General features: G+C 36.6%; 9 protein-coding genes. 5 read left to right on the forward strand and 4 right to left on the reverse strand.

The genetic code is table 11. The annotated features are described in order from the left end of the window. Positions 1 to 171: 171 nt before the first annotated feature. Genes dprA through EGI24_RS06160 form a run of 3 tightly spaced genes read right to left on the reverse strand, consistent with a single transcriptional unit; the run spans position 172 to position 3008 of the window. On the reverse strand, positions 172 to 1281 hold the full coding sequence (gene dprA / locus EGI24_RS06150; protein ID WP_255047483.1) for a DNA-processing protein DprA: 1110 nt from the start codon (positions 1279 to 1281) through the stop codon (positions 172 to 174). Positions 1282 to 1290: 9 nt separating this feature from the next. After that, positions 1291 to 1599: a MerR family transcriptional regulator gene (locus EGI24_RS06155; protein ID WP_255047484.1), complete on the reverse strand. Its 309-nt coding sequence runs from the start codon at positions 1597 to 1599 to the stop codon at positions 1291 to 1293. Further along, on the reverse strand, positions 1596 to 3008 hold the full coding sequence (locus EGI24_RS06160) for a leucine-rich repeat domain-containing protein (protein WP_255047485.1): 1413 nt from the start codon (positions 3006 to 3008) through the stop codon (positions 1596 to 1598). Before EGI24_RS06160 ends, EGI24_RS06155 begins: the two co-directional genes overlap by 4 nt. A 139-nt stretch (positions 3009 to 3147) precedes the next feature. On the opposite strand from EGI24_RS06160, the gene alaS reads away from it, so the two are divergent. The 5 genes from alaS to EGI24_RS06185 all read left to right on the forward strand — a co-directional run bounded on the left by alaS (position 3148) and on the right by EGI24_RS06185 (position 11922). After that, on the forward strand, positions 3148 to 5829 hold the full coding sequence (gene alaS / locus EGI24_RS06165) for an alanine--tRNA ligase (protein ID WP_255047486.1): 2682 nt from the start codon (positions 3148 to 3150) through the stop codon (positions 5827 to 5829). A 330-nt stretch (positions 5830 to 6159) separates the two neighbouring features. After that, positions 6160 to 6798, forward strand: a complete 639-nt coding sequence (locus EGI24_RS06170) for a gluconate 2-dehydrogenase subunit 3 family protein (protein ID WP_255047487.1) — start codon at positions 6160 to 6162, stop codon at positions 6796 to 6798. A 28-nt stretch (positions 6799 to 6826) separates the two neighbouring features. Beyond that, positions 6827 to 8533: a GMC oxidoreductase gene (locus tag EGI24_RS06175; RefSeq protein ID WP_255047488.1), complete on the forward strand. Its 1707-nt coding sequence runs from the start codon at positions 6827 to 6829 to the stop codon at positions 8531 to 8533. A gap of 312 nt (positions 8534 to 8845) precedes the next feature. Next, entirely contained in the window at positions 8846 to 10675 is a 1830-nt protein-coding gene (locus EGI24_RS06180; protein WP_255047489.1) for a redoxin domain-containing protein, read from the forward strand. Between the two features lie 215 nt (positions 10676 to 10890). Then, entirely contained in the window at positions 10891 to 11922 is a 1032-nt protein-coding gene (locus tag EGI24_RS06185; protein WP_255047490.1) for an OmpA family protein, read from the forward strand. A gap of 81 nt (positions 11923 to 12003) precedes the next feature. On the opposite strand, the gene EGI24_RS06190 is transcribed toward EGI24_RS06185, so the two are convergent. Further along, positions 12004 to 13518 carry a glutamate synthase subunit beta gene (locus EGI24_RS06190; protein WP_255047491.1) on the reverse strand — a complete coding sequence of 505 codons (1515 nt, stop codon included), beginning with the start codon at positions 13516 to 13518 and terminating at the stop codon, positions 12004 to 12006. Between the last annotated feature and the right edge of the window lie 26 nt (positions 13519 to 13544).

Below are 13544 nucleotides of genomic sequence, written 5' to 3' on the forward strand. Positions count from 1 at the left end.
TTTCGATAGCGTATTTATTGTTTGCTTTTCCTACTCAAAACCTATTTATAGTAAAATTAGCATCATCCTTTAGCCTCCTAAAATGGGGATTTACGATGTACAATATTTTGCTCATGCTTACGGGTTTGTTTGCTTGGGGATTTAGGACACTATTGAAAGCTAAAAAGTGACTTATTTCATGGTAAACTTTTTCCCAGGGCTTTGTTTTACCAAATCAGCAAATTCAAGGTTGAGCAATATTGAAGCCAGTTTATTCAAATGAATCTGAGAATGCCAACTCAGGTCATCAATCAGCATTTCACCATTATGCATCAATAAACTCAGTACTTTACTTTCCTCTTGGGTATATTTGGTCAGGTCCAAAACTTCTTTTTCTATAATTCTTGATTTACCATTTTCCGAATTCCACTTCATCCATTCCACAAAATCCTCCGTATTTGTAAAAATCTGTGCTTTGTTGTTCGCTATCAAATAGTTAGGCCCTTCAGAGTACTTTTGAAAAATGCCGCCTGGTATGGCAAATACTTCCTTATTGTAATTGTTGGCATATTCTGCGGTTACCATTGAACCACCTTTTCTCGCAGATTCTACCACAATTGTTGCATCTGCTAAAGCAGCAATAATTCTGTTTCGAGCCACAAAAAATGATGGCTTAGTAATCGTACCAAAAGGCTGTTCGGATATGAGCAAGCCAGTTTCTTCTATTTCCTTTGCCACTTTTTTGTGTGAACTCGGATAAACAGTCTCCAAACTATTGGCCAATACGCCCACTGTAGAAAGTCCAATTTTTAGGGCAGCCTTATGGGCAGCGATATCAATTCCATATGCCAAACCACTCACTATCTGCACATGGTGTTCTTTTAGAGAGGTGACAATCTCTTCAGTCGATTTTTTACCGTATTCCGAAGCGTCTCTTGTACCTACAATGGCCAGCGTTTTGGGATATTCCAAATGCCCTTTTCCTTTAAAAAACAAAATTGGCGGTGCCTCAAAAATACCCTTCAACTTTTGAGGATATTCATCTTGTTTGAAGGTAACGATTCTTATATTGTTTTTGGCACTCTGGCTTACAATGGTCTCGGCCTGAATAAGTGCTTCCTGATTTTCCTTTATTTTGGCAAGGGTAAATTTTCCCATATTGGGCACTTTGAGTAGTTTCGCGGAAGGCATTTCGAAAACCGCTTTGGCACTTCCGAAGGTATTCAATAATTGTTTAAACATCACACCTCCTACTCCCTCAGTTTTACTAAGAGCGATTTCATACACCAAGTCTTGTTGCATAGATTTATATTATTCTAATCCCACTTTTATAAATTCCAGTGTTTTTCTGATCTCTTTTAGCCTTAAAATAACCTCGTCGTTTATCGAAGATTTTATTTCTTTGGCCTTGAGTTTATCTTTTGCTCCTTCAATCGTAAACCCTTCTTTGTGAATCAAATCTACTATTTTTTGGAGCTTTTCGATATCCGTATGAGAATATTTTCGATTTTTGCCAACTTTCAAAATATTCAATCTAAAAGTACGTACATAAAAGTCGACACTTGTAATTGGAATCTCCAATTGCTGTGCTACTTCCTCCGTACTAAAAAATATTTTCATTTGACTTTCACTGATTTTTTCTCCAAATCTACGATTATTTGTTGAAGTTCTGCAAACTTGGTGGGGTCAGATTCGAAATCGTTTAAAGCCAAATATACTTTTTTCAGCCTCGGAATCTGTTTCAAATGGTTTGCTCCCGACCTTATTTTGTTATTAGAAATATCTAAATCTGTTAACTTTTGTGCATATGTAAACGACTCTGGAACAGACTCTATAAGATTAAATCCAACATCTAGGTTTTCAATATTTGGAGGCAAAAAACTTATCGAACTTAACTTATTATGATGAGCATACAAGACTTTCAAATTTGTTAATTCTTCGAAACTTTTAGGAAATTCCCAAAGATTGTTATTAGAAACTGCAAATGTTTCCAATTTCTCTAATTTCATAATATTTTGTGGTAGAAAGGTTAGTTGGTTATGATACAAATCCAATACCTCAAGGTTTTTAAGAAATCCGATTTTCTCAGATAATGTGGAAATCTGGTTATTATAAAAATTCAAAAGTTCTAAGGTTTGCATTTTTTTGAACTTTACGCCTTCAGTTTCAGCTATAAAATTATTAGCCAAATGAAGATCCTTGAGTTTCCTGTTTCTTTGAATCTTTTTGGGGAAAGCTTCAAAATCATTATCACTAAGATTTATCATCTGGACATTATTGTTTCTCTTTATTTTCAAAGAATTTACACTTAACAGATTTTCAGATAAAATAATCCTTTTCAAATTTGGAAGCTTTTTGGCATTGAAACTGAATACTTCAAATTCATTTTTACTTAAATCCAACTCTTCAAGTTTCTTGAAATTATATATAGTTTTGGGTAGTCTTTTTAAACCTAAATTACTCAAATTTAACTTCTTAATAGTATCTGACTTGGATTGAAGAAGTTCGGCAAGCCTGTAATCAGAACCTTTACTTTTGCTCAAAAATTGATTTATTCGCAAACCACCACTAATTTCATAGGGGGTCATTGGATTGAAATAGAAGGTATTTTTCTTTATAACTTGTACAAAAATACGCTCAATTTTTACAAAAATTGCTTCTGAGTTGATTGGGAAATACTCAAAGATATAATTTGTTTTGCCGGCTTCTGTTTTAGGGATGTATTTACCAAAATAGTATTCCAAGCTGTCTATACCATTATTTTTGTTTACATAAATTTTGTAGTTCAAACTTATCTCTTCTTCAAAAACACCTATATTTTCTCCTTTTCTAATCCCTACCACCAATAATTTTTGAAACTTTGAATTGTTTTTCCAAATACCTTTATTCAATTCATCGTCGTATTTTTTTCTAGCAACATTCTTTTTCAACAAATCAAACTCTTTCTGATTTTCAACAAAAATGATTTTTTGAGAAAATATGGGAGAACAAAGAAAATTAAGAACAAAGAAGATAAGTAGTGTTTTCATATAATTTAGTTTAGAATATAAACTTAAAACTAATTCCTTAGTTTTAAAAGAATATTCAATATTTTATTCAAAAAATGACCAAAAAAGCCTAATTTTGCACCTCTTTTTACTGACAATAGAATATACAAAAGAAAATTATATGACCTCGCACCAGATTAGGAAAGCATTTTTAGATTTTTTTGTTTCAAAAGGCCACTTAATTGTCCCTTCTGCCCCATTGGTGGCTAAAAACGACCCAACTTTGATGTTTAACAACTCAGGCATGGCTCAGTTTAAGGACTTTTTCTTGGGCAATGGCACTCCGCCAAAATCAAGAATCGCTGATACCCAAAAATGCTTGCGAGTAAGTGGAAAGCACAACGACTTGGAAGAAGTAGGTTTCGACACCTACCACCACACCATGTTCGAGATGTTGGGCAACTGGTCTTTTGGCGATTATTTCAAAAAAGAGGCCTTGACTTGGTCGTGGGAATTATTGACAGAAGTTTACAAATTGCCTAAAGATAGAATATATGTATCTGTTTTTCAAGGAGATGAAAAAGACGGTGTGCCTTTTGATCAAGAAGCTTTTGATATCTGGAAAGAAATCATTGGTGATGAGGAGAGAATCATTCTAGGAAACAAAAAAGACAATTTCTGGGAAATGGGTGATATCGGTCCATGTGGTCCATGCTCTGAAATCCACATAGATTTACGTGACCAAGAGGAAATTGACCTCATCGGTGGTAAAGAATTGGTGAATAACGACCATCCGCAAGTGGTAGAAATTTGGAATAACGTATTCATGCAGTTTGAGCGAAAAGCAGATGGCTCGCTGCTCACTTTACCAGCCAAACACGTAGACACTGGCATGGGCTTCGAGCGACTTTGCATGGCCATTCAGGGTAAAAAATCAAACTACGATACCGATATTTTCCAAAATACAATATCAGTTATAGAGGAACTTTCAGGCAAAAAATATGGTATAAATGGCACATTACGCTCTGATAATTACGTAGATGTGGCCATGAGAGTAATCTCAGATCACTTGAGAGCTGTGAGTTTTGCCATTGCCGACGGACAGTTGCCGTCTAATGCCAAAGCCGGCTATGTCATCCGTCGAATTTTGAGAAGAGCCGTTCGTTATGGATATTCATATTTAGATTTCAGAGAGCCATTCATGTGTAAATTGGTGCCAGTTTTGGCTGCTCAGTTTGAGTATGTGTTCCCAGAATTGCACGCTCAAGTAGATTTTGTAACCAAAGTGGTGGAAGAAGAAGAAAAAACTTTCTTGCGTACTTTGGAATTGGGTCTTAAAAGATTGGACCATATTTTTGCAGATGCCAAAACCATCGAAACCAAAACTTTGGACGGCAACACAGTTTTCGAACTTTCTGACACATTTGGTTTCCCGGTGGATTTGACGGCTTTAATTGCACGTGAAAAAGGATTTTCGATAGACGAAGAAGGCTTCAAAAGTGCCCTGGCTGAACAAAAAGCCAGAAGCCGTAAAGATGCAACCAAAGAAGCTGCAGATTGGATTGAACTTGGCGATGTAGATGGTGTGGAATTTTTGGGCTATGATTTTGAGGAATCTCCAGCTCAATTGATGAAATACCGCTCAGTAAAAACCAAAGCTGGTGATGAATTACACATCGTATTGGACCAAACCCCGTTTTATGCCGAAATGGGTGGTCAGGTGGGTGATATAGGAACGATCACTTTTGAACTAAATGAACAAAACCACACTTTGCATGTAATAGATACCAAAAAGGAAAACGACCTTTTTGTTCATATTACCAAAAATAGCAAAATGGTAGATGTGCTGGAACAAACACAAACGCCCATCAATGTTTTTGCCAAAATAGACTCAGAAAGAAGAAAAGATATTGAGAAAAACCATACAGCTACACACTTGATGCTTTCAGCCATGCGTAAGGTGCTGGGTCGCCACGTGGTACAGAGAGGTTCTTACCAAAACGACGAAGTAACCCGTTTTGACTTCTCGCATTTCTCCAAAGTAACAGATGAGGAACTTCTTCAAATTGAAAACATCGTCAATGAAAAAATCAGAGAAAATATTGCTTTGGATGAAAAACGCAATGTTCCAATTGCTGATGCCATGAACTTTGGTGCAACAGCTACTTTTGGTGAAAAATATGGCGATTTCGTAAGAGTAATTACTTATGATCCAAATTTCTCCGTTGAGCTTTGCGGTGGTACGCATGTGCCATACACTGGTGAAATCGGCCTATTTAAATTTACATCAGAAGGTTCTGTTTCAGCAGGTGTTCGACGTGTGGAAGCCATCACAGGAAAGAAAGCCTTGGAATTGATGAGAAAACAAGGTGAAACCTTAGACCAAATAAAAGGCCTACTCAAAGGTGCCATAGATTTGCCAAAAACCATTGAAGCTTTAATTGAGGAAAAGAACCAATTGCAAAGGAAAATTGAAAGTCTAGAAAACGAAAAACTTCAAGTGATCAAAACTGAACTTTTGGGTAAAATCCAAAAAAATGGTGACATCATGTTTATAGCTGAAAAAGTTGAAGTTACGTCTCCAGACAGTCTTAGGCAATTGGCCTACGACCTCAAAAAACACATGGAAAATGCTGTGGTGATTTTGGGCACAGTCATCAACCAAAAACCAAGTTTGGCAGTTATGATTGACGAGGCTTTGGTCGCTGAGAAAAGCCTGAATGCTGGCAATACAGTAAGAGAAGCAGCAAAAGCCATGAAAGGTGGCGGCGGTGGTCAACCACATTTCGCCACAGCTGGTGGAAGCGACGCAGAAGGATTAACAAATGCAATAAATAAGGCAAAGGAGTTGATTTTTGGGTAAATGTCAATTGTAAGAAAAATTACTAAATGTTTCACTATATCGCCCAGCACTGTTTGAACACAATCAAAATTCTCTGCAGAGACGTCTCTCTTATTAAGGCACTGATTATGAGAATTTTGAGTGTGTGAGTTTGCTGGGTGCGTTTTTTTTTGTTTCGTTTTTTTTCGAAAAAAAATGAAAGCCCAGGCGGCAGCCGACACAAAGTATATTTTCAAGTTATTTCGATAAAGAAAATAGGACATACAATTTGATCGTTTTTTCTTTGCTGGCCTGATTTTACTTACTATTTTTAGGAGCGATTTTATTTTACAACCTTATAATTATATTAAATTGAAAAGAAGAGACGCATTACAAAGGGTTGCCCTCATGATGGGAGGAGTAGTTTCTGCCCCAACTATGATGGCAATTTTGAACGGTTGCAAAGCATCTGGCGATGCAACATCAGGAGCTGCATTTAGTCTTACCAAAGACTTACAAGCTTTGGTTGCAGAAATAGCTGAGGTAATTATTCCTAAAACTGACACGCCTGGTGCAAAAGACGCAGGCGTAGGTTCGTTCATAGAAATGATGCTCAAAGATTGCTATACCGAAGCTCAACAACAACATTTCATAAAGGGTTTAGAAGACGTGGAAGTCGAATCTAAGAAACTAGGCTCTGGATTTATTGCTTTAGCGGCAGACAAAAAAATCCAAGTTATTGCCACCATGAGAGACAAGGCCAAAGCAGAAGCAGAAAGTGCCAAGAAAGAAGCCAAACAAGTAGACACAGAGTCTGGATTGACCAAAGAAAATACAAGCAAAAAAGTAGAGCCACCAGTTCCTTTCTTTAACCTGATGAAAGAACTAACGGTGTTCGGCTTCTTTACTTCTGAGCCAGGTGCAACCCAAACACTTGACTTTGTGCCAATTCCGGGCAGATACGACGGCTGTATTAAAATGGAGCCAGGTCAAAAAGCTTATGCTATTTAATTATTAATCAACCTTTTATAAATATAAAATGAATTTACAAGGTAAAGGAAAAGAGTCCGTAACTTATGATGCCATCGTAGTAGGTACAGGTATCTCAGGTGGTTGGGCTGCAAAAGAGCTTACAGAAAAAGGACTTAAAGTATTGATGATAGACCGTGGTAGAGACGTAAAACACGTAACAGACTATACTACGGCAATGAAAGAATCTTGGGAATTTGCCCACAGAGGTCGCCCTGACAATCAAGTAAAAAAAGACTATTGGGCTGGGGTAAGAACTGGCTACACAGCCAATGAAGAACACAGACATTTCTTTGAAAAAGATATAGAAAATCCTTATGAAGAAACCCGTCGTTTTGACTGGATCAGAGGTTATCATACAGGAGGACGTTCATTGCTTTGGGGTCGTCAGAGCTACAGATGGAACGAGCGTGATTTCACTGCCAACCTTGAAGAAGGCATAGGTATCGACTGGCCAATCCGTTACAAAGACTTGGCTCCTTGGTATGAGTACGTAGAGAAATTTGCAGGTATTAGTGGTTCAAAAGAAGGTTTGGATGTATTGCCAGACAGCCATTTTCAACCAGCTATGGAGCTTAACTGCGTAGAACGTGAGGTTAAAAAAGGAGTAGAAAGCAAATTTGCGGGACGTCATATTATAGTAGGTCGTGTAGCTCACTTAACTGCTCCAACAGAAGAACAAACTGCTCTTGGTCGTGGCAAATGCCAATTCAGAAACCGTTGTATGAGAGGTTGTCCTTATGGTGCTTATTTCAGTAGCCAATCCGCTACCATTCCAGCTGCCGTAAAAACCAACAACCTTACTTTGGTAAACGACAAAATTGTTTATTCCGTAATTTTTGATGACGAAAAAGGCAAAGCAACGGGAGTAAAAGCCATCGACCAAAACACCAACGAAGAAGTAGAGTATTTTGCAAAAATAATATTCTTGAACGCATCAGCTGTGAATTCGGCTTGGATTATGATGCAATCAAAATCAAAAACCCACCCTAACGGACTTGGAAATGCCTCTGACCAATTGGGCAGAAACATCATGGACCACCACTTGGGCGTAGGAGCATCAGGCACTTGGGAAGGTTTCGACGACATGTATTATTATGGAAGAAGACCAAACGGTATCTACATTCCACGTTTTACCAACTGGGGCAACGACAAACGTGATTTCTTACGTGGATTCGGTTACCAAGGTGGAGCCTCTCGTGGAAGAGCCGAAGACGAGCAAGGCTTTGGGGCTGGTTTTAAAAATGCACAAACCAAACCAGGTCCTTGGACGATAAACATTGGAGGTTTTGGAGAAACATTACCAGATTCCACGAACAAATTTACGCTTACTGACAAAAAAGATAAATGGGGATTACCAATTATCAATTTTGATGCAGCCTGGGGTAAAAATGAGTGGAAAATGAGAGAGGCCATGGAAAAAGAAGCTAAAGACATGCTTGAAGCAGCGGGCGTGAAAAACGTGACCACTTACCACGACAAAGAAAAATCACCAGGTATCGGTATCCACGAAATGGGAACTGCCAGAATGGGTAGAGACGCCAAAACTTCGGTTTTGAACGCCAACAACCAAGTATGGGGAGCACCAAACGTATTCGTAACAGACGGAGCCGCCATGGTATCAGCCTCATGCGTAAACCCATCGTTGACTTACATGGCACTAACAGCCAGAGCCGCCAATTTTGCCGTACAAGAATTGAAGAAGATGAATCTGTAAGGATTTTTTCTGTAAATATTTGAAAGCCACCTCTTATGGTGGCTTTTTTTGTTTCTGTAAATAACAATCCATAAAAAGCAAACGACACAGCCTCAAAATGTTAATGAAAAGAAAACGGCGATTAGAATTTTGAAAAAATACTAATTCTACTTTAAATTGAACAGAACTATATTCTGACAATAATTGAAGTAAGAAATTCTTGAAGAAAAATAAATGAAAAAATCATCTAATTTCGCCATGAATCCCCAAGTCCGTGTTAATAAATTTTCTACTCTCTTTTCAATACTTATACTTTTTCTTTTAAATACCTTAATGTCTTTCGGGCAAAGTTTAGGTGTAAGCCTTGATACGGAAGCCCCGGAAGTGGGTAAAAAAATAAAGGTTAACTACAGTGGCCCGATAGCAAAAGCAGGTTCAAAAATGTTCGCAATTATCTATAAATCGAGCCGTATAGACACCGATATTAAAAGAATTCTTACCAAACTTGAAAATAATTCACTTTCTGGTGAAATTATTTTACCTGACTCAACTTCATTTTTTGTTATCAAAATAGAAAATAAAAATGAAATCGATAATAATAATGGCAAAGGTTATGTTTTCAACATTTTTCAAGATTCTAAACCATTAAAAGGAACATATTTTAACCAAGGTTATGCTACTTATCTAAACAATAATTTATTTAAAGGTGAGGTAAATTTTGATACCGCTTTAGAATTGATAGAGAAAGAGTTTCAATTAAACCCAGAGTTAAAAGAAAAAAACTTTCCGAATTATTTACAAACGCTGGCAAGAGTGCCAGATAAAAAATCTGAGGCCATACAAATTGCAAAACAAAAATTCGACGAAATATTTGAGAGTGGAAATGATGAACGATTTTCCGTGCTCTACTCATATATCGTAGCCGGTAATAAAATTTCAATAACCGATTCATTGGTTACAAAAATGGCCACCAAATACCCCAATGGATCAGCTTCATTTAACAGAAAGTTTTCGATATTTCAGGATATTTCTTTTAAGAATCCTGACAAAGCTAAAGGATATTATGAAGAAATAAAGCAGTTATATCCGTCTTTAAGCGTAATTCAAAGAAGGTTACTATTTGCTGAAATGTTATGGGTTTTCGCCAAAAAGAATGATTTTAAGAATATAGAAGGTATAATTTCCGAGTTTTTAGAAAATGAAAAGACAAAAGAGGCTCAAAGTTATTTAGCCTTCAACCTGAATAACATTGCTTGGAAATTTTCTCAGAATGATTCTACACTCTCTAGAGCCAAAATGTTTGCTGAAAAGGCTATTGAAGCTCGAAAAAATAGTGACACGCTTTCCATTTATTTTGGTAATGTTCTAGATACCTATGCATCTATTTTGTACAAATTTGGTCACAAAGAAGAAGCCTTGAGTAATCAAAGAAAGGCAATGGAATTGATGAATAATAATGACCCGACAATAAACTACCATTTCATTGAATATTTGGTAGCCAACAAAAAAATTGAAGAGGCCATTAAAATTTCGGAAGATTATATAAAAGGGAATGTTTCGAATGCCAAAATTGATTCAATTTATAAATTGATTTCGAAAGAAACTTTTATAACAAAAGAAGCTAGCAATCTTACAAATGCGAAAATTGAGGCTATTAATTCGTACAAATTATCACTAAAAAAAGGTTTAACCCATATTGATGCCCCAGATTTTGAACTTAAAGATTTGTCGGGTAATGTAGTACGACTTTCTGATTTCCTAGGAAAAACAGTTATAATTGACTTTTGGGCAACTTGGTGTACACCTTGCATAAAAGCATTTCCGGCGATGCAAACCGCTATGAAAGAATTGGAAAATCAAAATGTCAAATTTCTTTTTATAAATACTTTTGAGTCTGAAATTAAGAGGATTGAAGGAGAAAACAATTTATCTCAAAACATCGAAAAAATAATAAAAAGTCGAAAACTAGAGAACTTCCATATTTTGTTTGATTCACTCATCGAAAACATTAATCAAACGGCTAATGATTACCATATAACTTCAATACCCGCCAAAATAATAATTGATAAAAATGGAAATATTAGACACAGAAGCTCTGGATTCAGTTCAAGCGAGAGTTTAATAGAAGAACTAAAAACGGTAGTGAGTATAATTAACGAGTAACTTTAGGAACTAAGTCTAGCCCAAAAACTAATCCCTTAGTTAAAATATAATCAATGACTTTTATTTTTAAAAAATTACCCTTAATTTCAGAAAGATTTTAAAATTACTAATTTCCAAATTGAAAAAATATTCGACCTCTAAACAACAATTTAATCAGAATGAAAAAATCCTGTTCATCACCTTTTAGCTTTTTAAATTTTCTTCATCCAAAATTTTTGTTTCTCTTACTTTTTTTGAATCCAGGAATTAGAACAGTCCTCGCTCAAAATTTAACCATCCAAGGGAGTTTTTGGGATGACAAAAACGGAGTTGACCTCAAAACGGAGGTTTATGGCCTTAAAGATGGTAAAAAGGTAAAGTTGGCAGAGACCGACACCAAAAACCTTTTCAATTTCCAACTCCAAACTGATATCCAAGAATTAGTTTTTGAAAGTGATGGTTATATTTCTGTTTCTTTTCCTGTTCAGTTCGTTGGGAAATTCACAAAAGCATCTTCAGCCAACCTCAGTATCAATAGCAAAGGTGGATTTTCTCAATATCCATCCAAAGACATCATGATTTTCTGTCTTCCAAGCACACATCAAAAAGGCAACAAATATGAACTTTTTACAGTAAGAAAAGACAATCGATTCAGAAATTCGGACTTTACCATTTTGGTTGAAAATAAAAATAGTTTACCTTTTCCACTAACAGAAAAATCTTATAACAAAAACTTTAAAATAATCACCACAAACTTTAAAAATGAAATAATTCAAGAAAATGAAGTCAAAGCAAGTGTAGGATTCACTTTTGTAGATATCACCACTTATCCAACCGAAATAGTCTTAGAATCTAAACAGCAAAATATTTTAGCAGAATCCTCAATTAATGATAAAACTGAACCAATTAATGATCAAAAGAATACACTTCCTTATAGTTCATTTAGGAGTAGAAATCTATATTTTGATCAAAGTAAGTTTGAGCTTAAATCAGAAAATCGATTGATTTTGGATAGTTTGGCCATTTATCTGCAACAAAAAATGAACGCCCGCATAAATGTTTCCGGATATACAGATAATGTTGGCAAAGAAACTTTAAATGCAATTCTTGCCAAATACAGAACACAAGTTGTAGCGAACTATTTAAAGAACAAAGGAGTAGATGGGAGTCAGATTGATGTAGATTGGAAGAATCATAATACTGACTCAAAAAAAGCTATTGAGGAATTGAACAAATACAGAAAAGTGGTCATTGAAGAAATCAATTGATCTTAAACAGAATTTAATTTATTAGCCCAAAACAAAAAAGCCATCCTCGCAGATGGCTTTCGTATTTTCAGATACTCATTATTAAATTCCTACATAATCGGCGGTAATCATCGGTACCGCCTTGGCTTCTAGCAATGAATAACCCATCAGGAATTCATCTACCGCTCTAGCGGCCTCTCTTCCTTCCGATATGGCCCAAACCACCAAAGATTGACCTCTACGCATATCACCAGCCGCAAAAACCTTCTTAACTGATGTTTGGTAGTTTGTTGCGTCCACATTTCCTCGGTTATCGAGTTTCACGCCCAAATCTTCAATTAAACCACTGGCTTGAGGATGAAGAAAACCTGCGGCTATCAAAGCCAACTCAGCTGGATAAATTTTTTCTGATCCTTCTATTTCTTTCATGACCATGCGTCCATTCTCCAACACCCATTCAATATTTACCAATTTGAGTGCCTTCAAATTTCCGTTTTCATCACCAATAAACTCTTTGGTATTTACACTCCATGAACGCTCACATCCTTCTTCGTGCGAAGTGGATGTACGAAGCATCATTGGCCACTGCGGCCAAGGTGTACTTTCGGCACGAGAAGCGGGTGGCATTGGCATGATTTCTATTTGTGAAACCGAAGCAGCTTTGTGTCTGTTTGATGTTCCCACACAGTCCGAACCTGTGTCACCACCACCAATCACAAAAACATTTTTTCCAGTTGCTAATAATTCGCCATTTTGGTAAGCCTTACCTTGGTGATCTTTGGCCAAGTCGAGTGATTTACCTCTTTCTGTAGCCACTCTTTTATTTTGCTGACTCAAAAATTCCATCGCAGGGTAAATTCCTTTTAGCTCTCTACCTTTGATTTCAACATCTCTCGGAACTGTGGAGCCTCCAGTGAGAACGATGGCATCATATTTATCCAACAATTTCTCAGCTTTAATATCCACGCCTACATTTACGCCTGTTTTAAATTCAATTCCCTCTGCTTGCATCACTTCCAAGCGTCTGTCAATGATGCTTTTATCCAGTTTGAAGTCTGGGATACCGTATCGTACGAGACCACCAATTTGATCGGCTCTTTCGTACAAAGTCACAGTATGTCCAGCTTTATTGAGTTGTGTGGCTGCGGCCATTCCGGCAGGTCCACCTCCAATCACAGCCACGGTTTTGCCTGTGCGTTTTTTTGGAGGATTTGGTACTACCCATCCGTTTTCAAAAGCTCTTTCAATGATTGATTTCTCAATATATTCGATGGCTACAGCTGGTTTATTGATACCCAAAACACATGAAGATTCACATGGAGCTGGGCAAATTCGGCCAGTAAATTCTGGAAAATTGTTTGTAGAAGACAAAAGCTCGTAAGCATACTGCCAGTTACCATCATAGACAGCATCGTTGAATTCAGGTATGATATTGCCCAATGGACAACCATTGTGACAAAAAGGAATGCCACAATCCATACAACGAGCAGCTTGATCTTTGGTCTGAGCTTGGTCATAGCCAAGTTCAACCTCATTATAATCGTTTTTTCTTTCGTTTACATCTCTTTTTTGAGATGCTTTTCTTTCAAATTCTAAAAAACCACTTGGTTTTCCCATAATCTAAAAATATATTAATCTATTTG

It is taken from the genome of Lacihabitans sp. CS3-21 (genome assembly GCF_024343675.1).
Lineage (GTDB): Bacteria > Bacteroidota > Bacteroidia > Cytophagales > Spirosomataceae > Leadbetterella.

Excerpts from the sequence above, each read along its gene's own strand:
- dprA (WP_255047483.1), bottom strand. The coding sequence starts at position 1,281 with ATGCAACAAGACTTGGTGTATGAAATCGCTCTTAGTAAAACTGAGGGA.
- EGI24_RS06155 (WP_255047484.1), bottom strand. The coding sequence starts at position 1,599 with ATGAAAATATTTTTTAGTACGGAGGAAGTAGCACAGCAATTGGAGATT.
- EGI24_RS06160 (WP_255047485.1), bottom strand. The coding sequence starts at position 3,008 with ATGAAAACACTACTTATCTTCTTTGTTCTTAATTTTCTTTGTTCTCCC.
- alaS (WP_255047486.1), top strand. The coding sequence starts at position 3,148 with ATGACCTCGCACCAGATTAGGAAAGCATTTTTAGATTTTTTTGTTTCA.
- EGI24_RS06175 (WP_255047488.1), top strand. The coding sequence starts at position 6,827 with ATGAATTTACAAGGTAAAGGAAAAGAGTCCGTAACTTATGATGCCATC.
- EGI24_RS06180 (WP_255047489.1), top strand. The coding sequence starts at position 8,846 with ATGTCTTTCGGGCAAAGTTTAGGTGTAAGCCTTGATACGGAAGCCCCG.
- EGI24_RS06190 (WP_255047491.1), bottom strand. The coding sequence starts at position 13,518 with ATGGGAAAACCAAGTGGTTTTTTAGAATTTGAAAGAAAAGCATCTCAA.